At 52.3% G+C, this 24,534-nt stretch carries 21 protein-coding genes and 2 tRNA genes; 17 read left to right on the top strand and 6 right to left on the bottom strand.

Going from position 1 to position 24,534, the window contains the following annotated elements; genetic code table 11:
* The first annotated feature begins 30 nt into the window (after window positions 1-30).
* Window positions 31-816 carry a PP2C family protein-serine/threonine phosphatase gene (locus V6U78_RS09085; RefSeq protein ID WP_405339632.1) on the top strand — a complete coding sequence of 262 codons (786 nt, stop codon included), beginning with the start codon at window positions 31-33 and terminating at the stop codon, window positions 814-816.
* On the top strand, window positions 803-1,291 hold the full coding sequence (locus tag V6U78_RS09080; protein WP_405339630.1) for an STAS domain-containing protein: 489 nt from the start codon (window positions 803-805) through the stop codon (window positions 1,289-1,291). The genes V6U78_RS09085 and V6U78_RS09080 overlap by 14 nt, the downstream gene beginning before the upstream one ends.
* Before the next feature lie 21 nt (window positions 1,292-1,312).
* Here V6U78_RS09080 and V6U78_RS09075 read toward each other — a convergent pair whose 3' ends face one another.
* Both V6U78_RS09075 and dusA read right to left on the bottom strand, forming a co-directional pair.
* A complete protein-coding gene (locus tag V6U78_RS09075; protein ID WP_405339628.1) occupies window positions 1,313-2,230 on the bottom strand; it encodes a transaldolase family protein in 918 nt (305 codons plus the stop codon).
* An 82-nt stretch (window positions 2,231-2,312) separates the two neighbouring features.
* Window positions 2,313-3,314: a tRNA dihydrouridine(20/20a) synthase DusA gene (dusA, locus tag V6U78_RS09070; protein ID WP_405339626.1), complete on the bottom strand. Its 1,002-nt coding sequence runs from the start codon at window positions 3,312-3,314 to the stop codon at window positions 2,313-2,315.
* A gap of 437 nt (window positions 3,315-3,751) precedes the next feature.
* Here dusA and gltX point away from each other — a divergent pair, with 437 nt between their 5' ends.
* The 3 genes from gltX (at window position 3,752) to V6U78_RS09055 (ending at window position 5,522) form a co-directional block, all read left to right on the top strand.
* Window positions 3,752-5,272, top strand: coding sequence for a glutamate--tRNA ligase (gene gltX, locus V6U78_RS09065; RefSeq protein ID WP_405339624.1), 1,521 nt, complete (start codon window positions 3,752-3,754; stop codon window positions 5,270-5,272).
* 81 nt (window positions 5,273-5,353) lie between these two features.
* Window positions 5,354-5,429 (top strand) — tRNA-Ala (locus tag V6U78_RS09060).
* Window positions 5,430-5,446: 17 nt separating this feature from the next.
* Window positions 5,447-5,522, top strand: a tRNA-Glu gene (locus V6U78_RS09055).
* A gap of 187 nt (window positions 5,523-5,709) precedes the next feature.
* Here the strand turns inward: V6U78_RS09055 and V6U78_RS09050 are convergent.
* The 3 genes from V6U78_RS09050 to gltA form a co-directional block, all read right to left on the bottom strand.
* Complete coding sequence (locus tag V6U78_RS09050; RefSeq protein WP_405339622.1) at window positions 5,710-7,563, bottom strand: HD domain-containing phosphohydrolase; 1,854 nt, start codon at window positions 7,561-7,563, stop codon at window positions 5,710-5,712.
* Between the two features lie 106 nt (window positions 7,564-7,669).
* Entirely contained in the window at window positions 7,670-8,563 is an 894-nt protein-coding gene (locus V6U78_RS09045) for an NAD(P)-dependent oxidoreductase (RefSeq protein WP_405339620.1), read from the bottom strand.
* 65 nt (window positions 8,564-8,628) lie between these two features.
* Window positions 8,629-9,909 carry a citrate synthase gene (gene gltA / locus V6U78_RS09040; RefSeq protein WP_405339618.1) on the bottom strand — a complete coding sequence of 427 codons (1,281 nt, stop codon included), beginning with the start codon at window positions 9,907-9,909 and terminating at the stop codon, window positions 8,629-8,631.
* Between the two features lie 339 nt (window positions 9,910-10,248).
* On the opposite strand from gltA, the gene sdhC reads away from it, so the two are divergent.
* The 10 genes from sdhC to V6U78_RS08990 all read left to right on the top strand — a co-directional run bounded on the left by sdhC (window position 10,249) and on the right by V6U78_RS08990 (window position 23,119).
* A complete protein-coding gene (gene sdhC, locus V6U78_RS09035) occupies window positions 10,249-10,626 on the top strand; it encodes a succinate dehydrogenase, cytochrome b556 subunit (protein ID WP_405339616.1) in 378 nt (125 codons plus the stop codon).
* Window positions 10,620-10,967, top strand: coding sequence for a succinate dehydrogenase, hydrophobic membrane anchor protein (gene sdhD / locus V6U78_RS09030; RefSeq protein ID WP_405339614.1), 348 nt, complete (start codon window positions 10,620-10,622; stop codon window positions 10,965-10,967). Before sdhC ends, sdhD begins: the two co-directional genes overlap by 7 nt.
* A 3-nt stretch (window positions 10,968-10,970) precedes the next feature.
* Window positions 10,971-12,758 carry a succinate dehydrogenase flavoprotein subunit gene (sdhA, locus tag V6U78_RS09025; RefSeq protein ID WP_405339612.1) on the top strand — a complete coding sequence of 596 codons (1,788 nt, stop codon included), beginning with the start codon at window positions 10,971-10,973 and terminating at the stop codon, window positions 12,756-12,758.
* A 28-nt stretch (window positions 12,759-12,786) separates the two neighbouring features.
* Window positions 12,787-13,491 (top strand): succinate dehydrogenase iron-sulfur subunit, encoded by a 705-nt coding sequence (locus V6U78_RS09020; protein ID WP_405339610.1) that lies wholly within the window; start codon window positions 12,787-12,789, stop codon window positions 13,489-13,491.
* A gap of 285 nt (window positions 13,492-13,776) precedes the next feature.
* Window positions 13,777-16,611, top strand: a complete 2,835-nt coding sequence (locus tag V6U78_RS09015) for a 2-oxoglutarate dehydrogenase E1 component (RefSeq protein ID WP_405339608.1) — start codon at window positions 13,777-13,779, stop codon at window positions 16,609-16,611.
* A 75-nt stretch (window positions 16,612-16,686) separates the two neighbouring features.
* Window positions 16,687-17,886 carry a 2-oxoglutarate dehydrogenase complex dihydrolipoyllysine-residue succinyltransferase gene (gene odhB, locus V6U78_RS09010; RefSeq protein WP_405339606.1) on the top strand — a complete coding sequence of 400 codons (1,200 nt, stop codon included), beginning with the start codon at window positions 16,687-16,689 and terminating at the stop codon, window positions 17,884-17,886.
* 50 nt (window positions 17,887-17,936) lie between these two features.
* Entirely contained in the window at window positions 17,937-19,376 is a 1,440-nt protein-coding gene (gene lpdA / locus V6U78_RS09005; protein WP_405339604.1) for a dihydrolipoyl dehydrogenase, read from the top strand.
* 122 nt (window positions 19,377-19,498) lie between these two features.
* A complete protein-coding gene (gene sucC, locus V6U78_RS09000; protein ID WP_405339602.1) occupies window positions 19,499-20,665 on the top strand; it encodes an ADP-forming succinate--CoA ligase subunit beta in 1,167 nt (388 codons plus the stop codon).
* Window positions 20,665-21,540, top strand: coding sequence for a succinate--CoA ligase subunit alpha (gene sucD, locus V6U78_RS08995; RefSeq protein ID WP_405339600.1), 876 nt, complete (start codon window positions 20,665-20,667; stop codon window positions 21,538-21,540). Before sucC ends, sucD begins: the two co-directional genes overlap by 1 nt.
* A gap of 175 nt (window positions 21,541-21,715) precedes the next feature.
* Window positions 21,716-23,119 (top strand): sodium-dependent transporter, encoded by a 1,404-nt coding sequence (locus V6U78_RS08990; protein WP_405339598.1) that lies wholly within the window; start codon window positions 21,716-21,718, stop codon window positions 23,117-23,119.
* A 72-nt stretch (window positions 23,120-23,191) separates the two neighbouring features.
* Here V6U78_RS08990 and V6U78_RS08985 read toward each other — a convergent pair whose 3' ends face one another.
* Window positions 23,192-23,425, bottom strand: a complete 234-nt coding sequence (locus tag V6U78_RS08985) for a DUF2798 domain-containing protein (RefSeq protein WP_405339596.1) — start codon at window positions 23,423-23,425, stop codon at window positions 23,192-23,194.
* 186 nt (window positions 23,426-23,611) lie between these two features.
* Between V6U78_RS08985 and V6U78_RS08980 the strand changes: the two genes are divergently transcribed.
* Entirely contained in the window at window positions 23,612-24,094 is a 483-nt protein-coding gene (locus V6U78_RS08980) for a PaaI family thioesterase (RefSeq protein ID WP_405339594.1), read from the top strand.
* Window positions 24,091-24,531, top strand: coding sequence for a PaaI family thioesterase (locus V6U78_RS08975; RefSeq protein WP_405339593.1), 441 nt, complete (start codon window positions 24,091-24,093; stop codon window positions 24,529-24,531). The genes V6U78_RS08980 and V6U78_RS08975 overlap by 4 nt, the downstream gene beginning before the upstream one ends.
* Window positions 24,532-24,534: the final 3 nt, after the last annotated feature.

Genomic DNA, 24,534 nt, shown 5'->3' with positions numbered 1-24,534 from the left:
CACAGCGATGCATGCCCAATTGAGGTCAGTATGAACCGAATGGAACAGATCGCCAGACTGGAGCAAGAAAATATCGATCTCAAAACTGAGCTCGGTTTGCTGCGCCAAGATCAAGAAGCTGGCTATCTGGTACAACAGCGCCTGCTCCCTGCCAATGGCACCTGCCATCTTGGATTGCAATTGCACTACTGGATGCGCCCTTCGCTCTACCTTTCCGGCGATTTCATCGACTTTTGGGCGCTGGATCAGCAACGTGTGATGTTTTATCTGGCCGATGTGTCCGGCCATGGCGCATCCTCTGCCTTTGTGACTATACTGCTCAAGTATCTGATCAACCGCTATGCCTTAGAGGATCAAGCCAGCCCCGCCCGACTCTGTGCACGCATCAACCGCGAGCTGATCCAATCGGGCCTGGAAAAACACATGACACTGGTCTTAGGTTGCCTGGATACAGCCAAAGGACAGCTCACCTATACCAATGCTGCGCATCTGCCCCCACCTTTATTACTCGAAGCTGGGCAAGCTCGGCCACTGGCAGGGCGTGATCAGCCTGTTGGCTTATTTCCCGAGGCTGAGTATCATGAGCAGCTTTGCGACTGGACACCAGCAAGTCGCCTGTGTCTGGCAACCGATGGCATCCTAGAAGTTTTGCCTGGCAAGGGGCTAGAGGCCAGGCAGGAAGAGTGGTTCAGAAGAATAGAGCAGGCTGAGGGCGAACTGGTCACACTTCTTGACGCCCTGCCCGGCTCAGCAGATGATTGGCCAGATGACGTCACCTTGATGACTGTGAGTGCACAACCCAATGCAAACAGGTAAATTACTTGCCGCCAAAAGCCAGCAGACCTATGTGTTGAAACTGGTTGGAGATGTGCGCCTGACGCTCTGCTGTACGCTGGATGGTCTCTTTCAGCAGATGTTTGGTGACCAAGAGGTGCACTCCATCATTATCGACCTCACGCTGGCCGATAATTTGGACAGCACAACACTGGGGCTCCTCGCCAAAATCGCCATCAAAGCCAAGAGTCTGGGCTTGATGCAGCCTAGTATTATCTCATCCAACCCTGATATTACCTATCTGCTCAACTCGATGGGCTTTGCTCAGTATTTTTTGATGATGGAGCACCCGGCCACACGAATAGAAGAGTTGCAAGAGGTGCCACAACTGGCTGGCTCAGAAGCAGGAATCCACCAGCAGGTGCTGGAGGCACATCGCACCTTAATGTCGATGAACGAGCAAAACAAAGAAATCTTCCAAAGCGTGGTGCAGGCACTTGAGAACTGCCCTCAATAATCCACTGAGGGCAGACATGCATCAGGCTTGCGCCAAAACAGCTTCCACTTTTTCCAAATCAGCTGAAAACAGCGCGATCCCTTCTTGCAACTTTTCCTGCGCCATTTGATGATCAGCCAATTGCTGGCGAAACAGCGCTTCGCTTAAGACAGGGCGACGTTCTTCTACCGGCACGGCACCTAACTGAGTGGCTAAGGGGGCATGTTCTTGCGCCAAGGCTTCGAGGAGAGCCGGCGCGAGAGTCAGACGATCACAACCGGCGAGCAGCTCAATCTGGCTCAGATTGCGAAAACTGGCACCCATAATAATGGTGGCATAGCCTTGCGCCTTATACTCCCGATAAATCTTTCTGACCGACTGCACACCTGGATCACGCTCACCTGACCAATCCTGCTCAGGATAACGCGCCTGATACCAATCCAGAATCCGCCCAACAAATGGAGAAGTCAGGGTCACACCGGCATCGGCGCAAGCCTTGGCCTGTTCTTGGCCAAACAACAAGGTGAGGTTACAAGCTATGCCCTCTTGTTCCAGCGCTGCCGCTGCCTGTATCCCTTCCCAAGTGGCTGCCAACTTAATCAAAATGCGCTTGGGATCACCTCCAGCGCGCTGTATCAGCTCGATCAGCTGATGGGCGCGTGCCCGACTGGCCTCCACTGAATAGGAAGTCCGTGCATCGACTTCAACCGAGACATAGCCAGGCACCTGTTGCTGGATCTGCACGGCGACCAGAGCGGCAAAGGCATCATATAAGGGTACACCCTGCTGAGCACGAGCCTGGGCTAATAATGGCTGATAGGCCTCTAATGTCAGCGCTTTCAAAATCAATGAAGGATTGGTTGTTGCATCTTGAGGCTGATAACGCTGGATCGCGGCTAAATCACCTGTATCCGCAACGACCAGCGTCATCTTTTTGAGTTGCTCTAGTTTTGAATCCACCACACTCTCCTCTGTGAAAGACTGGAAATCAGCACTTCCAGCGAGGACTTACTCTGCTTGATCTCCCACAGAAGATCAACCATCAGTCTAGTGAGGAAGGCACCAGTGCCAGCGCCTGCTCAATCACCTCAGGCCCAGCACCAGCGCGGTGTCCCTGCTCACTTAAATAGCGACGAAACTGCTTGGCACCACGCACACCCTGAAAAACGCCAAGCAAAGGGCGCAGCATTGGATTAAAACGATCTCCAGCCAACAAACGCTGCTCAACATAGGGCAGATAAGCCTGTATCGCCTGATGCTGCGTCAAGGAGGATTCAGGGCCAGCAAAAATCTGCGCATCCACCTGTGCCAGCAACCAAGGATGCTGCCAGATGGCACGCCCCAACATCACGCTGTCAACCTGCTCAAGCGCTGTCTGACACTGATCGAGATCGGTCAGCCCGCCATTCAGCGCGATCACCAAATCAGGATGCTCACGCTTGAGCTGATAAACCCGCTGATAGTTCAGTGGCGGCACTTCGCGGTTTTCTTTGGGCGACAAACCCTTTAACCATGCCTTACGGGCATGCACGATAAAAATCTGGCAGCCAGCCGCTGCAACCTGCGTGATAAAATCTTCTAGATGCTGATATTCGTCCTGATCATCAATACCAATGCGGCACTTGATGGTCACCGGTAAGGAGGTGGCGGCCTGCATCGCCTGAAAGCACGCCGCCACCAAAACTGGCTCAGCCATCAAGCAAGCACCAATTTTATTATTTTGCACTCGATCACTTGGACAGCCCACATTCAGATTGACCTCAGCATAGCCCCACTGCTCAGCACGCTGCGCGCACTCAGCCAAAGCCTTGGGATCACTGCCTCCTAGCTGAAGTGCGACGGGCTGTTCTTCAGCAGAAAAATCCAAGTAGCGTTCAGGCTGCTTGCCGTACAAGAGCGCCCCAGTGGTCACCATCTCACTATAGAGAAGCGTCTGGCGGCTTAACAGGCGCAAAAAATAACGAAAATGGCGATCGGTGACATCCAGCATCGGGGCCACTGAAAAAGCAGGATAGGCCTGACCAGCCCAAGCAAGGTGCGACATGAGTGTCCTCAGCAGGCTACAAAAGGAGCGCTATTGTAGAAGAAAAAGGCGTAAAAAGAAAAAAGGACATAAAAAAACGACCACTACAGGGGGGCGCAGTGGTCGCTCAATCAAGCAAGTGAGTAGGACAAACTTCCGCTGTTTGTCGCTAACTTAAGGAGGTGATAACAGACAAAGACCTCTTCAAACCGAGGGCTATTGTCTAAAAAAACATCAGCGGCGTGAAGGTGGCGTATTGTCGCAGTTAACAGGACCATTGCTTTAGACATCGATCCAAACAGAAGGCTGATCTTTTGACACCAAGCCTGACTCACATCGAGACAGCAGGTGCCGCTGCTCTTTTCAGGTATAATCAGCCTGTCGTTTCTTGGTCGTGCTTGCTCGTGAGCCCACTCGCCCGACCAACCCCTTTTTGCTTGAATGAGGATGCTCTCAGTATGACTGTACGCACGCGTATCGCCCCTTCTCCAACCGGTGACCCCCATGTGGGCACGGCCTATATTGCCCTGTTCAATCTCTGCTTTGCGCGCCAGCATCAAGGGCAGTTTATTCTGCGTATTGAAGACACAGACCAGCAGCGCTCAACCCAGGCTTCAGAGCAGCAGATTTTTGATTCGCTGCGCTGGCTTGGCCTCGATTGGGATGAAGGTCCAGACAAGGGCGGCGATTTTGGTCCTTATCGCCAAAGTGAGCGTCGTGAAATCTACGCCCAGTATGCTCAGCAGCTGCTCGATGCTGGCAAGGCCTTTAAATGCTATCGCACCGCTGAAGAGCTCGACGCACTGCGTCGTGAACGTCAGCTAGCAGGACAATCGACAGCACTCAAGCCTTCTGACCTCGCGCTGCCTGCGGATGAAGTGGCGCGTCGCGAGGCTGCCCACGCCCCTTATGTTGTGCGTATGCTGGTGCCTGAAGAAGAAGGCGTGTGCGAGATCGATGATCTCTTGCGTGGCAAGATCGAGCTGGACTGGAGCATGGTGGATGCCCAGATTCTGCTCAAATCGGATGGCATGCCCACCTACCATCTCGCCAATGTGGTCGATGATCATCTGATGCAGATCACCCATGTGCTGCGTGGTGAAGAGTGGATCAACTCCGCGCCCAAGCATAAGCTGCTGTATGAATATTTTGGCTGGGAGATGCCCGTCCTCTGTCATCTACCGCTGCTGCGCAATCCTGACAAGTCCAAGCTTTCTAAGCGCAAGAATCCAACCTCGATCACCTTTTATCAGCGTATGGGCTATCTGCCACAAGCCTTGATTAACTATCTAGGTCGCATGGGCTGGTCGATGCCGGATGAGCAAGAAAAGTTCAGCCTGGACGAAATGATCGCCCATTTTGATATTCAGCGCGTTTCTCTTGGCGGCCCGGTCTTTGATGTTGATAAGCTCAGCTGGCTGAATGGCCTCTATCTGCGTGAAGATCTCAGTGACGATCAACTGATCCAAGCATTGATGCAGTGGGCCTTCAATCAGGACTATGTGCGCCAAATCATGCCACAGCTCCGCCCACGCATTGAAAAGCTCTCCGATGTCGCGCCTTTGGCGGCCTACTTCTTCTCTGGGATGCCCGCCATCCGCGCCGAAGATCTCACCGGACTCAAATGGCCCGAGAATATTGACCTGATCGAGCAGATGCAGTTGCTGGTTTGGGAAGCGGATCAACTGCGTGAATGGAACAAAGACAAGCTGATGCAAAGCATCAAGGCGCTGAGTCAGCATGCGGGCATGAAGATGAAGGATTATTTGCAGCCTGTCTTTATGGCGATTGCAGGGAGCACCAGCTCGACTTCGGTGCTGGATGCCATGGTCATTCTGGGCCCAGATATGAGCCGCGCTCGACTGCGTCATGCCTTGAATCTACTCACTGAAGGTCAAGGGCCTTCAAAAAAGCAGACTAAAAAGTTCGAGAAGAGCTACCAGGCCTTTTTGGCAGCGCAGCAAGCTTCTGAGGCATAAAACAAAAACCAGCTAAAATGATAAAAAAATGTTGACGGGGCTTAAAACGGCGCTTATTATACGCCCCGTCTTCAAGGCAAAGGGGCTATAGCTCAGCTGGGAGAGCGCTTGCATGGCATGCAAGAGGTCAGCGGTTCGATCCCGCTTAGCTCCACCAAAGTTTTGAAGATTTGCGTCCCATTCGTCTAGTGGTCTAGGACACCGCCCTTTCACGGCGGTAACAGGGGTTCGAACCCCCTATGGGACGCCACTTTTCCTTCTCTTATTGATCTTCCAACTTGTTCTTCAATCACCGCCACCAGATGGCGTTTTTTTGTGCCTGCCATATCATACGCTTATCTTTAACACCATCCTACGTCGCCCCCCACTCAACACCTACCGCCAAGCACAGCTGCAACCAGCTAGGCTCGAGCACAAGATCGCCCGAGCCAAGAAAATCAGCCCAGTGAATCTAACAACACCTGATTACTGAGCTGATACTTCGCTGGATCTTCAGGGGCCACAATACGCTCATAAGCCGGTGCCGAGCCAAGCTCAATATCTTCTAAAGGCAAAGGCTGCTGGGTCAGCTTGTTATAGACCAGGCGCACTAACTGCGGCTTGTTGGCTGCATCCAGAGTCTTCACAAAGCCCAGATGCCCCTGCTCAAAGGCGACTAGAGAACCTATAGGAAAAATCCCCTGACGCTTGATCAGCTGCTGCACCCAGGATGCCTCTAATTGCTGCCCCATGCCCAACAAGCGCTTATAGGCCAGTGCATGCGGCAAACCAGCACGATAACTCCGCCCATTGGTCATCGCATCAAACACATCGATCACCGCAGCCAGCTTTCCGATCGGAGACAAAGACAGACTCTTCAAATGTTCAGGATGACCAGAGCCATCCAAGCGCTCACAGTTTTGTGTCGCAACCTGCAAGGCGATCTCTGGTGTGCCGGGCTGGCGCGACAGTATCTCGCGCGTCAGCAGAGAGTGCTTATGCATCACCTTGGCTTCCTGCTCCGTCAGATTACCTGTCTTGCCAATAATCCGCTCTGGAATCAAACCCTTGCCTAAGTCATGACACAGGCCCGCAAAAATCAGATTGCGCAGATAAGTCTTATCTCTCGACTTGGGGTTATTCACATCAAACAGCGCCTGATCCGCCAGCATCACAGCGACACTCACTGAGTGCTCATACAAATACTGATGCGTTGAGCGCACACGGGTGAGCAAAATCAGCTCCTGACGCTGCTGCTCTAATAGCTCCAGCAACAAATCAGCCGCACGCCAGGCTTGTTGAATCGCTAAAGGCTGTTTGGCACGCAACTGATTCACCAGCTGCTGCACAGCATTTACTGCAAAGCGATGCACACTGGATGGATCACGCTCATCCACCTCATCCTGCTCTGCTCCAGCCGCCGCCTCTTCAGCCTCATCCTTTGGCTTTTCTTTCTTCGATTTCTTCGCGCTGGGTTCAAGCGGCGTAAACAACTCAGAAACAGGCGTTGTGGCAGCATGACCTGAAGTGGCACGCGCGTTATCACGCTGCAATTCAGTCACCACAAAGGAAATCTGACGATCCAAGCGCGGATTCAGTTGTAAGAACTGGCAGCCCAAGCCAGTGAGCTCCTTGTTCTCATCATAACCAACATGGCGTACCACCAGGCCAAGATGAATAACATGCCCATTCGGAAAGATCACCTCGCAATCGGCAAACTCAGTATGGTTTGCCAGCTGCTCACGCAAATCACCAGGCACCTCGACCTGACAACCCTGCGCCGAGAGATCGCGCAGCAAGCCTTCATAGGCCCAAACAGGCGGCTTGATGATCGGGTTATTGAATTCGTCATACTCAACGGGCGGATGCACCACGCCCAGGCGCACCTGAATATTCAGCGAATAGCGCACTGGAGCACGGTAAAACTGGCGCCGCTGCAGAAAGTCGATGGCATCCGGGAAGGCCACCTTATAAATAGGGCTGCCATCTTTGATCGCACGACCTGAAGCACGCAAGCCTTCAGCGCTCATTTTGCAACCATCATGAAAGCTATCAAAGGAGAAGCCCACCGCCTTGGCCATCAGCTCATCACCCCAACTGGGCATGACCTCATCCATCAGGAAATAACCTTCCTGATAGTTCACCGCAAGAATCATGCTGGTGTAATGCTCTGCAACCGAATCAAAAGCCAGTTTGAGCGGTGTATGTTGGGCCTTAAGGCGGCTCAACAGCCGATAAATCCCTTCACGAGATTTAATGACCTGTCCTTGCGTACCCGGCTGCTGCGACTGTGTCATTTCTGCGTTACCCACTAGCTGTTGCCCACCCTAAGATTCAAAAAAACAACCCGATTAAATACCTGTTCGGACTACAAAAAGCAAGCAAGCCACAAAAGCGCTTACCAAAAATTACACAGGATCAAGAGATCAGACGTCGAAGCAGACTCGAGGTATCCCAGCGCCCACCACCTAGCGCCTGCACATCCGCATAGAACTGATCCACCAGAGCAGCGACAGGCAAGCGCGCGCCAATATGACGTGCCTGCTCAAGGCAGAGCCCGAGATCCTTGCGCATCCAATCAACAGCAAAACCATGCTCATACTGATCAGCAATCATCGTTTGATGCCGCTGTTCCATTTGCCATGATCCTGCCGCACCATGGCGGATCACATCGATCACCTGCTGCTGATCCAAACCTGCCTGCTGTGCAAAATGCAAGCCTTCGGCCAAGGACTGCACCAGGCCTGCAATGCAGATTTGATTCACCATCTTCGTCAGCTGGCCCGCACCTGATGCGCCCATATAACGCATATTGGCCGCATAGGCCGCCATGATCGGTTCTGCGGCACGATAAGCGGCCTCTTCTCCGCCAACCATCACGGTCAAACAACCACGCTCAGCCCCCTGCTGCCCACCCGAAACTGGCGCATCCAGATAGATCACACCCTTTTGTGCACAGGCAGCGGCCATCTTGTGCGCAAGATGCGCCGAGGTCGTGGTGTGGTCAAGAATGACAGCGCCAGCTTGAAGCTGATGCAAAGCCCCCTGCTCGCCCAACAACAGCTGTTCGACATCCTGATCTCGACCGACACACATCACCAACCAGCTCGCTCCAGCTGCAGCTTCTGCCGGTGTGGCCGCCCAACGCTGCTGTGGATGTTCAGCCAACCAAGCCTCAGCCTTAGATTGAGTTCGGTTATAGACACAGACAGCATGGCCGGCTTGCGCTAAATGACCGGCCATCGGTGCGCCCATCACACCCAGCCCCAGAAAGGCGACCTGCTCTATTTTTGTTTTTATTGGCTGCGACATTGCCTTCTCCTTTGATAGAAAACAGAAAAAAAGCCACCCGAAGGTGGCTTTTGCACATCTCAAAATCAGCTTTGCGGATAATCGCGCTGCTCAGCACCTGTATAAAGCTGGCGTGGACGGCCAATTTTATAGTCATTACTGATCATCTCATTCCAGTGCGAAATCCAACCAATTGTGCGACTCATTGCAAAAATCACAGTAAACATATTGGTCGGAATACCGATGGCTTTCAAGATAATCCCTGAGTAGAAATCCACATTCGGATAGAGACGACGCGATTTGAAGTAATCATCTTCCAGCGCGATCTGCTCCAAACGCTTGGCGATGCGCAGCTGAGGATCATCAGCCATGCCCAGTTCATTCAGGACTTCATCACAGGTTTTCTTCATCACGCGCGCACGCGGATCAAAATTACGATAAACGCGGTGACCAAAGCCCATCAGCTTGAAGGGATCATCCTTATCCTTAGCACGCGCAACAAATTCTTCGATACGCGATTCATCACCTATCTGATCCAGCATGGTTAAGACTGCTTCATTCGCACCACCATGCGCTGGTCCCCAAAGGGCCGCGATACCAGCAGCGATACAAGCGAAAGGATTAGCACCTGTCGAGCCAGCCAAACGCACAGTGGAAGTCGATGCATTTTGCTCGTGATCGGCATGCAGCATAAAGATGCGATCCATCGCCCGCGCAAAGACAGGGTTGACCTTATACTCTTCACAGGGTGTAGCGAACATCATATGGAGGAAGTTTTCTGCATAGGTCAAATCATTGCGTGGGTACACAAAGGGCTGACCTGTCGAATACTTGTAACACATAGCCGCAATCGTCGGCATTTTTGCCAAAAGACGGTGCGCCGAAACTTCACGGTGATAAGCATCACTGATATCCATCGCTTCATGATAGAAGGCTGACAAGGCACCAACAACCCCACACATCACGGCCATAGGGTGCGCATCACGACGGAAGCCCTTGAAGAACTGCGTCAACTGCTCATGCACCATCGTATGGCGACGAATAGTATTCTCAAACTTATCCCTTTGTGCCAGAGTTGGCAGCTCGCCATTTAACAGCAGATAACAGACCTCAATATAATCTGAATGCTCAGCGAGCTGTTCGATGGGATAACCACGATGCAACAAAATGCCTTGATTGCCATCAATAAAAGTGATTTTGGACTCACAGGAGGCCGTGGCTAAAAAACCTGGGTCGTAGGTAAAGAAGCCTGTAGCACCAAGGCCACGGACGTCAATGACTTCAGGCCCAGTCGATCCAGCCAGAATGGGCAGCTCAACACTCTGCTCCACACCATCAATAGTTAATACTGCTTTCTTGTCAGCCATAAGGCCTCCTTATTTATTTTTACTCACACTTGCCGTCTTTAAAACTGAGTTGCACCACTATAGAAGTCTTTAAAAGCTTGTCAATTACGCTATTTGGCTAGGGTCTTTGCGAATCAGCCTGCTAGAATGCGCTGCGCCTAGCCTGGTGCCCGCTGCCTAAGACTCGCTTATTTTGGTGCAGCGCACAACCTTTGGCTAGATTGCAGGATCAAATGAGCCTTCCTATAATCAGCGACCTGCACAAGGGGGAGGAGTGCGATCGACTGTTAAAAAGAAATCGCATCCTAAAATTCTCGTTTGGTTTTTCAAAGACGATCAAACACACAAGAGTGTAGAGCCGTGAATAAAAAACGACCTGTTAATCTCGATCTATCAACGATCAAGCTACCTTTATCGGCACTAACATCCATTACACACCGGATTAGCGGCGTGATTATGTTTGTTGGTCTGATCTTTCTGTTCTGGGCATGGGATGTTTCCTTGTCTTCACCAGAAGGCTTTGAAGCTGTGAAGTCCACTTTGCAAACTAACTTCCTGGCGAAGTTCGTTCTGTGGGGTCTGCTTTCTGCTCTGGCCTACCACTGCGTGGCGGGTTTCAAGCACCTGATCATGGATCTTGACATAGGTGTCAATCTGGAATCTGGCCACAAAATGTCACAAGCCGTTGTTCTGGTATCTGTTGTTCTTATTCTGCTGGCAGGAGTCTGGGTATGGTAACCAATATCACTAACTTTGGCCGCAGCGGTTTGTCTGACTGGCTGATTCAACGCCTCAGCGCCATCATCCTGCTGGCTTTCACTCTGTTCATGGTGGGCTACTTCTTATTCGGCTCCCAGCTGGATTTTGCCACCTGGCAAGCCCTGTTCCAAAATACCGCCATGCGTATCTTCACGCTGCTGGCTCTGCTATCCCTCGCAGCGCATGCTTGGATAGGCCTGTGGACCGTCTCCACTGACTATCTGAAAAATACTGGCGTGCGTTTGATTTTCCAAACCCTGGTGATCCTGGCAACCTTTGCCTATGTGGTCTGGGGCGTTCAAGTTTTGTGGGGAGCTTAATCCATGTCTACGCTACGTACTCTCGAGTTTGATGCCATTATTGTTGGCGGCGGCGGTTCAGGTTTGCGTGCAGCACTTCAACTGGCCCAATCCGGTCGTAAAACAGCTGTCATTTCCAAAGTCTTCCCGACCCGTTCACACACGGTTTCGGCTCAAGGCGGCATTACCTGTGCCATTGCATCAGATGATCCGAACGATGATTGGCGCTGGCACATGTACGATACCGTCAAAGGCTCTGATTATATCGGTGACCAAGACGCGATCGAATATATGTGTAACGAAGGCCCCAAGGCTGTTTTCGAGCTAGAGCACATGGGCCTGCCCTTCTCTCGCACCGAGCAAGGCCGCATCTATCAGCGTCCTTTTGGTGGCCAGTCAAAAGATTTTGGTAAAGGCGGACAGGCTGCACGGACTTGCGCCGCAGCGGACCGTACAGGCCATGCACTGCTCCACACCCTGTATCAGAACAACGTCAAAAACAACACCACCTTCTTGAACGAATGGTATGCCGTTGATCTGGTCAAAAACGCGAAGGATGATGTAGTAGGCTGTATCGCTGTCTGCATCGAAACGGGCGAAACAGTCTTCGTGAAATCCAAGGCGACTGTACTGGCGACAGGTGGTGCTGGTCGTATCTATGCTTCGACCACCAATGCATTGATCAATACTGGTGACGGTATCGGCATGGCACTGCGCGCTGGCTTTGCAATGCAGGATATGGAAATGTGGCAGTTCCACCCCACCGGTATTTACGGCGCGGGCACACTGGTCACCGAAGGATGCCGTGGTGAAGGTGGTTACCTGATCAACAAAGATGGCGAGCGTTTCATGGAGCGCTATGCGCCAAACGCAAAAGACTTGGCTGGCCGCGATGTTGTCGCACGTTCAATGGTACTGGAAATCCTGGAAGGCCGCGGTTGTGGCGAGAAGGGTGACCACGTCTTCTTGAAGCTGGATCACCTGGGTGAAGAAGTCCTCAACAAGCGTCTGCCTGGTATTTGCGAACTGTCTAAAACCTTCGCTCATGCTGACCCTGTTAAAGTGCCTATCCCCGTTGTCCCCACCTGCCACTACATGATGGGCGGGATTCCAACCAACATTCACGGCCAGGCCATCACGATTGATGAGAGCGGCCAAGAGCGCATCGTTAACGGTCTCTATGCTTGTGGTGAAGCGGCTTGCGTTTCTGTTCACGGTGCCAACCGCCTGGGCGGTAACTCACTGCTTGACCTGGTGGTCTTTGGCCGTGCAGCGGGTCTGTACATCGAGCAGGCACTGGATCAAGGCATCGCCTACGATGAAGCCTCTGCTTCTGATCTGGATAGCGCCCTGGCACGCATGAACCGCTGGAATGAATCTAAAGGCGGTGAATCTGTCCCAGCATTACGCACTGAGCTGCAAAACTGCATGCAGAACTACTTTGGTGTCTTCCGTGACGGTGAATACATGGAGAAGGGCATCAAGCAGCTGCAAGATCTGCGTGGCCGTATTGCACAAGCCCACATGCAGGACAAGAGCCAAGCCTTCAATACAGCCCGTATCGAAGCTCTGGAGCTGGACAACCTGCTGGAAGTCGCTGAAGCAACAGCCATCTCCGCTTATGAGCGCCGTGAAAGCCGTGGTGCGCATAGCCGGAATGACTTCACCGAGCGTGATGACGCCAACTGGTTGAAGCACTCAGTTTATATGCCTAAAACCAAGACTCTCGGTAAGCGCGACGTCAACATGGCACCTAAGCTCGTCCAAGGCGACCTGTTGAAGCATTTTGAACCCAAAGTGCGTACTTACTAATCAGAATTGAGATGATGGGAGAGTAAAAATGCTCCAGGTATCCGTTTACCGCTATAACCCAGAAACAGACAAAGCGCCCTACATGCAGGATTTCCAGATCGACACCAAAGGCAAAGACCTGATGGTGCTGGATGTACTGCATCTGGTCAAAGAAAAAGACAATGGCATGGCCTACCGTCGCTCTTGCCGCGAAGGCGTCTGCGGCTCTGACGGCATGAACATGAATGGCAAGAATGGCTTGGCGTGCATCACACCTCTGTCTGAGGTAGTGAAAAACAACAAGCTCGTCATTCGCCCGCTGCCTGGCCTGCCTGTCATTCGTGACATCGTGGTCGACATGTCGCTTTTTTACCAACAGTACGAGCGCATTCAGCCTTACCTGATCAACGATACGCCGGCTCCTGCCATTGAGCGCCTGCAATCACCAGAAGATCGTGACAAGCTCGATGGCTTGTACGAGTGTATTCTGTGTGCCTGCTGCTCAACAGCCTGCCCTTCTTTCTGGTGGAACCCAGAGAAGTTCGTGGGCCCATCTGGCCTGCTGCAGGCTTATCGCTTCTTGGTCGATAGCCGTGACACCGCACGTCGCGAGCGTTTGGCTGAGCTGGATGATCCATTCAGCGTCTTCCGCTGCCGTGGCATTATGAACTGTGTGGCTGTGTGTCCTAAGGGCCTGAACCCAACACGCGCCATTGGTCATATCCGCGATATGCTGCTCTCCAACGCCACCTAAGCGGCGCTCCACGACTTAGGTGTTCCGGCGTCTTAGCATTTAGTCGCTAATACACCAAAAGTCGTGGAGAAAACCCGTGTACAGGACTGTAGTTTTTCTACAAGTCGGGTACAATAGCTTAGTAGAAGCCGATGGCCTAAAAACCATCGGCTTCGATCTAAATACAGTAACCACCAGGGGATACGGGTTTTCCCCGTTTGTTCGCTACGATTAGGGGAACTGGGTGCCAAAAGTGACCCAGCAGTCGCAGCGGATAGACTCCCCTTCTATGCAGGGTGATAACAGATGCAAGAAGGCAGCATGGAGTTAATGTGGAACACCTCCCATACCTATGGGGGCAACGTCCACTTCATCGAAGAACTCTACGAAGAGTATCTTAACGATCCGAACGCCGTACCTGAGCAGTGGCGCGACTACTTCAACAAACTGCCGCGTCCCGAGGGTGCTTCCGCACAAGATCTTCCTCTTACACCGATCCGCGATCATTTTGCTCAGCTTGCTCGTCAGCGTATTTCACGCTCTGCAACAGGCAGCAGTGATATGGCCAACGACAAGAAGCAGGTCAAGGTACTGCAGCTGATCAACGCCTATCGCTTCAGAGGCCATCAGCAGGCTCAGCTCGATCCACTTGGGCTGCAAGTCCGTAAACCTGTCCCTGATCTTGATCTCAGCTTCCATCAGCTGGATAAAAACGATCTTGATACCGAATTCCAGACCGGCTCTTTGTTTATTGGCAAAGAGAAGGCCAGTCTGCGCGAAATCCATGAAGCAGTCAGCCAAACCTACTGCTCGACTATTGGCGCAGAGTTCATGCACATCGTCGACACAGAAGAAAAACGCTGGCTACAACAGCGCTTCGAATCTGTGCGCTCTAAACCTGAATTCAGCCCAGAAGTCCGCCAGCATCTGCTAGAGCGCTTAACGGCCGCTGAAGGCTTAGAGAACTATCTCGCTTCAAAATATCCAGGCACCAAGCGCTTTGGCCTTGAGGGCGGTGAATCCTACATCCCAATGATGGATGAAATCATTCAGCGCTCAGGCTCTTATGGCGTGAAGGAAATTGTCATCGGCATGGCACACCGTGGGCGCTTGAATACCCTGGTGAACATTCTGGGCAAAAACCCTGCCGAACTCTTTGATGAATTCGATGGCAAGAAGATGTTTGCTGATGGCTCTGGTGACGTCAAATACCACCAAGGCTTCTCTTCCAACGTCATGACCTCAGGCGGTGAAGTGCATTTGGCACTCGCTTTCAACCCTTCACACCTCGAAATCGTTTCTCCTGTGGTTGAAGGCTCTGTTCGCGCCCGCCAAGATCGTCGCCAAGATACCGAAGGCCAGAAGGTGCTGCCCATCTCGATCCACGGTGACTCAGCCTTTGCTGGTCAGGGTGTGGTGATGGAAACCTTCCAGATGTCGCAAACGCGCGCCTACAAAACAGGCGGCACGATCCATATCGTCATCAACAACCAGGTCGGCTTCACTACCTCCAAACCTGAAGATACGCGCTCTTCTGAGTACTGCACCGATATCGCCAAGATGGTGTCGGCGCCGATCTTCCACGTCAATGGCGATGATCCTGAAGCCGTGCTCCACGTCACCCAGGTGGCGGTTGACTATCGCATGCAGTTCAAGCGCGATGTGGTGATCGATCTGGTGTGCTATCGTCGTCGCGGCCACAACGAGGCCGACGAGCCATCCGGCACCCAGCCTTTGATGTACCAAAAAATCGCTAAGCACCCAACAACGCGTAAAATCTATGCGGAAAAACTGGTACAAGCAGGTGTGATTACGCCAGAAGACGACAAGCAACTGGTCGCTGACTATCGTGATGCACTGGATAACGGCGAGCATGTTGCCAAGTCTCTGGTCAAAGAACCCAATAAAGAGCTGTTTGTTGACTGGACGCCCTACTTGGGCCACAAGTGGACCGCTAAGTACGACACCAGCGTTGATGTGAAGCACCTGCAAGAACTCGCTGCCAAAATGTGCGAAGTGCCCGAAGGCTTCCAAATGCAGCGTCAAGTCGCCAAGATCTATGAAGATCGACGCAAAATGCTCGCAGGCGGCATGGCGCTCAACTGGGGCTTTGCAGAAGTCCTTGCCTATGCCACCCTGCTTGATGCTGGCCATCCAATCCGCATTACAGGTCAGGATGTGGGCCGTGGCACCTTCTCGCATCGTCATGCCGTTCTGCATGATTTCAATGATGCGCGAGTCTTTGTTCCGCTGCAAAACCTCAAAGCGGCTCAGCCTCCCTTTATCATTCATGACTCTTTCTTATCAGAAGAGGCAGTGCTGGCCTTCGAATATGGCTATGCCACCACCACACCGAATGCACTCGTGATTTGGGAAGCCCAGTTTGGTGATTTCGCCAACGGTGCACAGGTGGTCATGGATCAGTTTATTTCATCAGGCGAAACCAAATGGGGGCGTCTGTGTGGTCTCACAATGCTGCTGCCACATGGCTATGAAGGCCAAGGCCCTGAGCACTCTTCAGCGCGTCTAGAGCGCTACTTGCAGCTGTGTGCCGAACACAATATTCAAGTCTGCACACCTACGACACCTGCACAGATTTTCCATCTGCTGCGTCGTCAAGTCCTGCGTCCTTTGCGTAAGCCACTGGTGATCATGTCACCAAAGAGTTTGCTGCGCCATAAGGATGCAACGTCGACCTTGGAAGACCTGGCTGAAGGCCACTTCCAAACTGTGATTGGCGATCAAGCTCAGCTGGATGCCAACAAGGTCAAGCGCGTCATTCTGTGTGGCGGCAAGGTCTACTATGATCTGGCAGCCAAGCGCGAAGAATTGGGATCTGAAGACACAGCCATCGTGCGTATTGAGCAGCTCTACCCCTTCCCAGAGGAAGATCTGCAAGCTGAACTGGCTCAATACCCACATCTGGAACACGCTGTCTGGTGTCAAGAAGAACCACAAAACCAGGGCGCTTGGTACTCCAGTCAGCACCATATGCGTCATGTTTTGGGTCGCCTTGAAAATGACCTCTCAGGCAAGCTCCAATTTGCCGGACGTCCTGCTTCAGCGGCACCAGCCTGTGGTTATGCAAGTGTGCATGTCGAGCAGCAAAACAAACTGGTCGCTGATGCTTTCGGTCTCTAAGCCTTGGCAGTTCAGTAGATGACTTCAAACCACCCAGAGCCCTGCTCTGGGTTATAAAGAATGAAAGGGTTAAACATGGCTATCGAAATCAAAGCTCCAACTTTTCCTGAGTCTGTCGCTGAAGGCAGCGTTGCCACTTGGCACAAGCAACCTGGCGAAGCGGTCACGCGTGACGAAATTCTGGTTGAAATTGAAACCGACAAGGTTGTGCTCGAAGTGCCTTCACCTGTTGATGGTGTCCTCGAAAGCATCGCCGCAGCCGAAGGAGATACCGTCACTTCGGAACAGGTTCTGGCCCTGGTCAAAGAAGGTGCTGTTGCTGCAGCACCAACACCCGCTGAAGCCAATGCACCAGCAGCAGCAACAGAAGAAGTTGAGCTGGTGGGTGATCTGCGTGTTGCACCAGCAGCGCGTAAACTGGCAGCAGAAAAAGGCTTGGATTTAGCCAAGATTGCAGGCAGCGGCAAGGGTGGCATGATCACCAAAGAAGACGTTGTCAAAGCAGCCAGCGCACCGGCGGCCAAGCCTGCTGCTGCACCAGCGGCAGTACAAGTGACCGCTGCACCTGGTGAGCGCATTGAAAAACGCGTTCCAATGAGCCGTATGCGTCAAACCATCGCCAAGCGTCTGGTACAAGCTCAGCAAACAGCCGCCATGCTGACCACTTATAACGAAGTGGACATGAAGCCTGTGATGGAGCTGCGCAAGCAATATAAAGATCTGTTTGAAAAGCGCCACAATGGCGTGCGTTTAGGCTTTATGTCTTTCTTTGTGAAGGCGGCCACTGAAGCCCTGAAGCGCTTCCCTGATGTCAATGCCTCGATTGATGGTAATGATATCGTTTATCATGGCTACCAGGATATCGGTGTTGCGGTTTCAACAGATCGCGGCCTGATGGTTCCTGTTCTGCGCGATTGCGACAGCATGAACCTGGTTGATATCGAAGCGACCATTGCTGACTTTGGTAAGCGTGGCCGTGAAGGCAAAATTGGTATTGATGATCTGCAAGGCGGCACCTTCACCATCACTAACGGTGGCGTCTTTGGCTCACTGATGTCGACCCCCATCCTCAACCCACCACAAACAGCCATTCTGGGCATGCACAAGATTCAAGAGCGCCCTGTTGCGATCAATGGTCAGGTTGTTATTCGTCCGATGATGTATTTGGCTCTGTCTTATGACCACCGGATGATTGATGGTAAAGATGCCGTGCAGTTCCTGGTCACGATCAAAGAGTTGCTCGAAGACCCAGCACGTATTCTGCTTGACGTCTAAACTCTAGATCGCAAAGAACATCCTGCCACGCTCTTAACAGGAAATAAGTTATGTCTGATAAATTTGATGTTGTTGTCATTGGTGCTGGCCCCGGTGGCTATGTTGCAGCCATACGTGCCGCTCAGTTAGGTCTAAAAACCGCTTGTATCGAGAAGTGGGTCAACAAAGAAGGCAAAAGCGTCCTTGGCGGTACTTGCCTCAATGTTGGCTGTATTCCATCTAAAGCCTTGCTAGAAGCTTCACACAAGTTCCACGAAGCCAAGCATGACTTTGATACCTTTGGCATCCAAGCACCGAATGTGACCATGGATGTGCCGAAGATGATCGAACGTAAAGACAAGATCGTCACTCAGCTGACCGGCGGTATTGCGATGCTGTTCAAAGCCAATGGCGTCACGCCCTTCGAAGGTACTGGCAAGCTGTTAGCGGGTAAAAAGGTTGAGGTCACAGGCCACGATGGCAGCACTCAGGTTCTGGAAGCCGAGAACGTGATCATTGCTTCAGGTTCTGTGCCTGTTGAGATTCCACCAGCCCCGCTGACTGAAGACATTATTGTTGATTCCACCGGCGCACTGGATTTCACCGCCACACCAGCACGCCTCGGCGTGATTGGCGGCGGCGTGATCGGCCTCGAATTAGGCTCAGTATGGAGTCGCCTCGGCGCTGAAGTCACTGTATTCGAAGCGATGGACACCTTCCTCGCAGCAATGGATCAGCAGATTGCAAAAGAAGTGAAAAAATCACTGACCAAGCAAGGCCTGCAAATCGAGCTGGGCGCACGTGTGACTGCGACCCAAGTCAACGGTCAAGAAGTCGAAGTGACCTATGCCGATGCCAAGGGCGAGCACAAGAAGGTCTTTGACAAGCTGATCGTCTGTGTTGGCCGTAAGCCTTACACCAAAGGTGTTCTGTCAGAAGATGCCGGTGTTTCTCTGGATGAGCGCGGCTTCATCTTTGTTGATGACCAGTGCCAGACTTCTGTGCCTGGCGTCTATGCGATCGGTGACGTGGTTCGCGGCCCAATGCTGGCCCACAAGGCCTCTGAAGAAGGCGTGACGGTTGCTGAAATCATCGCAGGCCACAAGGCTCAGATGAACTATGATGCCATTCCTGGCGTCATCTACACCTTCCCAGAAGTGGCTTCGGTTGGCAAAACTGAAGAAGAACTGAAGGCGGCTGGCGTCCCTTACAAAACTGGCGTCTTCCCCTTCTCTGCAATTGGTCGTGCGATGGCCAACAACTGCACTGAAGGCATGGTCAAGATTCTGGCGCACGAAGAAACAGACCGCGTTCTTGGTATGCACATCTTCGGTCAGAATGCCGGTGAAATGATTCATAACGGTGTGATCGCTCTTGAATTTGCTTCCTCTGCGGAAGACTTGGCGCTGATGTGCTTTGCACACCCCACCTTGTCTGAAGCGGTGCATGAAGCAGCGCTGGCTGTGGATGGTCATGCCATCCATATGGCCAATCGTAAAAAACGCAAGTAAAACGGCGTGATGCAGGCTGGCTCTGTCAGCCTGTTGGGGATAGACGAATTGGTCTGAGATGATCTTTCAGTTCAGTTCGTCTATCAACTTAGTTCAGTTACAGACAAAGACGGCAATTATCTATGAACCTGCACGAATATCAGGGAAAAAAACTCTTCGCCGATTACGGTCTGCCAGTTTCCACCGGTTTTGCAGTAGACACCCCGGAAGAAGCTGCAGAAGCCTGTAAGAAAATCGGTGGCAACATGTGGGTCGTTAAGGCTCAAGTCCATGCTGGTGGCCGTGGTAAGGCTGGTGGCGTAAAACTGATTAAGTCTGCCGATGAAGCAGCTGCTTTTGCTCAGCAATGGCTGGGTAAAAATCTGGTCACCTACCAGACAGACAAAAACGGTCAGCCCGTCAGCAAGATTCTGGTCGAAAGCTGCACTGATATCGCGAATGAGCTGTATCTGGGTGCGGTTCTGGACCGTGCAACTCGTCGCGTTGTTTTCATGGCTTCCACCGAAGGTGGCGTGGAAATCGAGAAGGTGGCTGAAGAAACGCCAGAAAAAATCCTCAAAGCCATCATTGATCCTCTGGTCGGCGCTCAACCTTACCAAGCGCGTGAACTGGGCTTCAAACTGGGCCTGAACAGCGAGCAAATCAAGCAGTTCACCAAGATCTTCCTGGGCTTGGCTCAGCTCTTTACTGATAAAGATCTGGCACTGCTTGAGATCAACCCGCTGGTCATCACTGACGAAGGCAATCTCCACTGCCTCGACGCCAAGATCGTCATCGACAGCAATGCCCTCTATCGCCACAAAGATCTGCAAGAAATGCGTGATCCTTCTCAGGAAGATGAACGTGAAGCCAATGCAGCTCAGTGGGAACTCAACTATGTCGCGCTGGATGGCAACATCGGCTGCATGGTCAACGGCGCTGGTCTGGCGATGGGCACGATGGATATCGTGAACCTCCACGGTGGCCAACCTGCCAACTTCCTCGACGTGGGTGGCGGTGCAACCAAAGAGCGCGTTGCTGAAGCCTTCAAAATCATTCTGTCTGACAGCAATGTGAAGGCCGTTCTGGTCAACATCTTCGGTGGTATCGTGCGTTGCGATATGATCGCTGAAGGCATCATTGGTGCTGTTGAGCAGGTCGGTGTCAAAGTGCCTGTCGTTGTTCGCCTTGAAGGTAACAATGCAGAGTTGGGTTCCAAAAAACTGGCTGATAGCGGCTTGAATATCATTGCAGCAACCAGTCTGACCGATGCAGCGCAGCAGGTTGTTAAAGCTGCGGAGGGCAAATAATGAGCGTATTAATCAACAAAGACACCAAAGTGATCTGCCAAGGTTTCACTGGTGGCCAAGGTACTTTCCATTCTGAGCAAGCCATTGCTTATGGCACCAAAATGGTTGGCGGTGTCACACCAGGTAAGGGTGGTACGACTCACCTCGGCCTGCCTGTCTTCAATACAGTGAAAGAAGCTGTGGAAGCCACTGGCGCTGAAGCTTCTGTGATCTATGTTCCAGCTCCTTTCTGTAAAGATTCGATCTTAGAAGCGGCCAATGCAGGCATCAAGCTGATCGTCGCTATCACTGAAGGCATTCCAACTCTGGACATGCTGGAGTGCAAGGTCAAGTGTGACGAACTGGGCGTGATCCTGATCGGTCCTAACTGCCCTGGCGTCATCACACCCGGCGAGTGCAAAATCGGCATCATGCCTGGCCATATCCACAAGCCAGGTAAAGTGGGTATCGTTTCACGCTCAGGTACTTTGACCTATGAAGCAGTGAAGCAGACCACGGATCACGGTTTCGGCCAGTCCACTTGTGTTGGTATCGGTGGTGACCCCATCCCCGGTTCTAACTTCATTGATATCCTGAAGCTCTTCCAAGAAGATCCTCAGACTGAAGCGATCGTGATGATCGGTGAAATCGGTGGTTCTGCTGAAGAAGAAGCGGCAGCCTATATCAAAGCCAATGTCACCAAGCCTGTGGTTTCTTACATCGCGGGTGTCACGGCTCCTGCTGGTAAGCGCATGGGTCACGCTGGTGCGATCATCGCTGGCGGCAAGGGTACAGCAGACGAGAAGTTTGCGGCCCTGGAAGATGCAGGCGTCAAGACAGTGCGTTCACTGGCTGAAATCGGTAACGCATTGAAAGAAGTGACCGGCTGGAGCTAAGCTTCAGGTCACTTTTGTGACCCGTCGGTAAGCTGAAAGGTTTTTCAGCACACTTTTTTTCTGTAATACTAGAAGCAGTTCAATCTTTTGATTGAGCTGCTTTTTTTTGCCTGCCTTTTCACTAAGCCAGTTCATCGGTACTGGCTTGACGCCACTGATAGAAAATAGGAATGCGATGAATACCCCTACAGTCCATCCACAATGGTCGTCACGTCTGGCCTTTGTTCTTGCTGCAACAGGCTCGGCCGTTGGCCTTGGTAATATCTGGAAGTTTCCCTATGTCGTCGGCGAGAATGGTGGTGGTGCCTTTGTTCTGGTCTACCTCGCCTGTATCTTCCTGATGGGGATTCCCATTTTAATGGCCGAGTCCATGCTGGGTCGTTTAGGACGCCGTAGCCCCGTCGCCACCATGCAGCATCTGGTCACGGAACAAAAGGCGTTTAAAGGCTGGGCCTTAATCGGCTGGAACGGTGTCCTGGCCTCGGCGTTGGTTCTGTCCTTTTATGCCGTCATTGGTGGCTGGTCGCTCGCCTATGTTGTGCATGCATTAAGCGGTGACTTTACGCTTGACCCAGCCTCCACCGAACCTGCCATCGCAGTCATTGGTGGTATTTTTAGTGATCTGCTTGCCAATCCACTTGAACTGCTGCTTTGGCATAGCCTGTTTATGTTGATTGTGATCGGGATCGTTGGTCGCGGTGTGCGTCAGGGCTTAGAGCGTTCGATTACCTGGCTGATGCCTATGCTGTTTATCCTGCTGCTGGTGCTGGTCGGCTACGCCATGACCACCGGTGAGTTTATGCGTGGTGTGACCTTCTTATTCCGCCCCAATTTTGCTGATCTTAGCGGTCAAGCCATGTTGGCAGCCCTGGGCCATGCTGCATTTACGCTCAGTATCGGTATCGGCGTGATGATGGCCTATGGCTCTTATCTGCCGGATTCAGTCAATATCCCACGGACAGTGATCAGTATCGCTCTTTTGGATGTGGTGGTGGCGCTGCTGGCTGGCCTGGCCATCTTCCCGATTGTCTTTGCCGAAGGACTGCAGGTGGGTGAAGGCCCAGGGCTGATCTTTGTCACGCTGCCGCTCGCCTTTGCGCAGATGGGAGATTGGGTTGCCGGTCTGAACGTGAGCCTGATGGTCGCCAGCCTGTTTTTCCTGCTTCTGGCGATTGCGGCCATCACTTCGGCGATTTCGATGCTGGAACCTGTTGTTGAGTGGCTCGAAGAGCAAAAAGGCTTGTCGCGCCTTTCTGGTACGCTGCTCGGTGGTGGGGTGATTTGGTTTGTCGGTATCGCAACCCTCTTGTCCTTCAACCTGTGGGATAAGTTCTATCCTCTGGCTGCGCTCGGCATTGAGCGGACCTTCTTCCAATTGTTTGACTTCTTGGTTTCCAACCTGATGATGCCGCTCGGTGGTCTGGCCATCGTGCTCTTTGCTGGCTGGGTCATCCCACGCGCCACGTTGGAGCAGCAACTGCCTGTCTCACAAACCGCTTTTAATCTGCTCTATCTGCTCCTGCGCTGGATCACACCCGCAGGTGTGGCTTTGGTGTTCTTCTATCAGCTGATTCGCTGATACCAGCAAGGCAGCTGATCACTGGCCTCGACAGGATCAGCTGATGCATGGCGTTTGAAGCTCTTTTGGGCCTCAAGCGCCTTTTTTAATGAGTTTTGCGGCCAGACTTTGCAAACGAGGTGCACCGAAGAGAATCAATAAAAACGCAATCGGCCAGGCAATATAAAAAGCACGCCACCAGCGAGCGAGCAGCCCAGGCTCTAGGCCCGTATTCACTAAGGTGATCACCAAGGTCATGATGGTGACCATATAGATCGACATGATCAAGGCAAAAACAAAACGTGCGTAGCGAGCTGGAACAAGCATCAATCAACCTCATCTGATGAGTTTATTTTAGAAAAACCTTATTTTAAGGTGACGCCAACGTCTTGCCTAGTGCTTTTCAAGCTCGCTTAAAAACCTTAAGCTTATCAAACAAGCGTTTTGACTCAGTGGCTGCCCTTCTCTGCCAGTGCAGTCTCGATAAAAACCCTCTTCCTGATGATGGACAAGATGATGACCCCAGAACAACAACATCGTGGCATCGCCGGCTTTATGCAGATGATTCCTCACTGCAAAGAGATCGGCATGTCACTGGATCATATTCAAGCCGATTCAAGTGTGGTGCTCAGGCTCGATCCACGCCCTGAGCTGACCGGCAACGCAACCCTGGGCCTGATTCATGGCGGCGTACTGACAGTACTGATGGATACTGCCTGTGGTTCCGCTGCTATTCTTGGGCTGCCCTACCCTGAAATCTGCCCCACCGTGGATTTGCGTCTCGATCACTATAGTGCGGCCAATAATCAGCGCCCACTCTTTTGCCGCGCCTGGGCGACCCATGTGACGCAGCAGATCGTCTTTACAGAAGGTGTCATCTGGCAGGATGAGGGGCAGCTCCTTGCCAAAGGAACAGGCACTTTTATGCGTCTTGGCGCAGAACGTACCCCCGCAGGATTCGCACAACACCTCTTCGGCGTGGAGCCCCAAGCATGAGCCCATCTCTTGTCACTACTGATCAGATCAACCAATGGATCGAGCAGATTCCCTATGCCAAGATGATTGGCGTACAGGCCTTAGAAACAGAAAACGGCTTGATTTTTGAGCTCGCCGTGAAGAAAACCAATATCGGCAACCCTGTGCTGCCAGCCTTGCATGGTGGTGTGGTGGCCGCCTTTATGGAAACGGCCGCCATCCTGAATGTGATGGCGCTGACCGATGGGCAGAAGATCCCCAAGATTATCAACTTCTCGCTCGATTATCTGCGCAGTGTTGAACTCAAGCCTACCTATGCGCGTTGCGAGCTAGGTCGCATGGGTAAACGCGTGGTCAACGTGGCCGTGCATGTTTGGCAGGATCAACAGGATGAAAAACCTCTCGCCTTAGGCCGTGCGCATTTGATCTGGCCACAAGAGAACCACAACGAGGCTTGAAAA

The organism is Marinospirillum alkalitolerans (genome assembly GCF_045055655.1).
Taxonomy (GTDB): Bacteria; Pseudomonadota; Gammaproteobacteria; order Pseudomonadales; family Halomonadaceae; genus Marinospirillum; species Marinospirillum alkalitolerans.
This window is presented reverse-complemented; position numbering and strand designations above follow the sequence as displayed.

What these genes read in the sequence shown, in the direction of transcription:
- V6U78_RS09085 (WP_405339632.1), top strand. Translation starts at nt 31, where the DNA reads ATGAACCGAATGGAACAGATCGCCAGACTGGAGCAAGAAAATATCGAT.
- V6U78_RS09080 (WP_405339630.1), top strand. Translation starts at nt 803, where the DNA reads ATGCAAACAGGTAAATTACTTGCCGCCAAAAGCCAGCAGACCTATGTG.
- dusA (WP_405339626.1), bottom strand. Translation starts at nt 3,314, where the DNA reads ATGTCGCACCTTGCTTGGGCTGGTCAGGCCTATCCTGCTTTTTCAGTG.
- gltX (WP_405339624.1), top strand. Translation starts at nt 3,752, where the DNA reads ATGACTGTACGCACGCGTATCGCCCCTTCTCCAACCGGTGACCCCCAT.
- V6U78_RS09045 (WP_405339620.1), bottom strand. Translation starts at nt 8,563, where the DNA reads ATGTCGCAGCCAATAAAAACAAAAATAGAGCAGGTCGCCTTTCTGGGG.
- gltA (WP_405339618.1), bottom strand. Translation starts at nt 9,909, where the DNA reads ATGGCTGACAAGAAAGCAGTATTAACTATTGATGGTGTGGAGCAGAGT.
- sdhD (WP_405339614.1), top strand. Translation starts at nt 10,620, where the DNA reads ATGGTAACCAATATCACTAACTTTGGCCGCAGCGGTTTGTCTGACTGG.
- sdhA (WP_405339612.1), top strand. Translation starts at nt 10,971, where the DNA reads ATGTCTACGCTACGTACTCTCGAGTTTGATGCCATTATTGTTGGCGGC.
- V6U78_RS09020 (WP_405339610.1), top strand. Translation starts at nt 12,787, where the DNA reads ATGCTCCAGGTATCCGTTTACCGCTATAACCCAGAAACAGACAAAGCG.
- V6U78_RS09015 (WP_405339608.1), top strand. Translation starts at nt 13,777, where the DNA reads ATGCAAGAAGGCAGCATGGAGTTAATGTGGAACACCTCCCATACCTAT.
- odhB (WP_405339606.1), top strand. Translation starts at nt 16,687, where the DNA reads ATGGCTATCGAAATCAAAGCTCCAACTTTTCCTGAGTCTGTCGCTGAA.
- lpdA (WP_405339604.1), top strand. Translation starts at nt 17,937, where the DNA reads ATGTCTGATAAATTTGATGTTGTTGTCATTGGTGCTGGCCCCGGTGGC.
- sucC (WP_405339602.1), top strand. Translation starts at nt 19,499, where the DNA reads ATGAACCTGCACGAATATCAGGGAAAAAAACTCTTCGCCGATTACGGT.
- sucD (WP_405339600.1), top strand. Translation starts at nt 20,665, where the DNA reads ATGAGCGTATTAATCAACAAAGACACCAAAGTGATCTGCCAAGGTTTC.
- V6U78_RS08990 (WP_405339598.1), top strand. Translation starts at nt 21,716, where the DNA reads ATGAATACCCCTACAGTCCATCCACAATGGTCGTCACGTCTGGCCTTT.
- V6U78_RS08985 (WP_405339596.1), bottom strand. Translation starts at nt 23,425, where the DNA reads ATGCTTGTTCCAGCTCGCTACGCACGTTTTGTTTTTGCCTTGATCATG.
- V6U78_RS08980 (WP_405339594.1), top strand. Translation starts at nt 23,612, where the DNA reads ATGATGACCCCAGAACAACAACATCGTGGCATCGCCGGCTTTATGCAG.
- V6U78_RS08975 (WP_405339593.1), top strand. Translation starts at nt 24,091, where the DNA reads ATGAGCCCATCTCTTGTCACTACTGATCAGATCAACCAATGGATCGAG.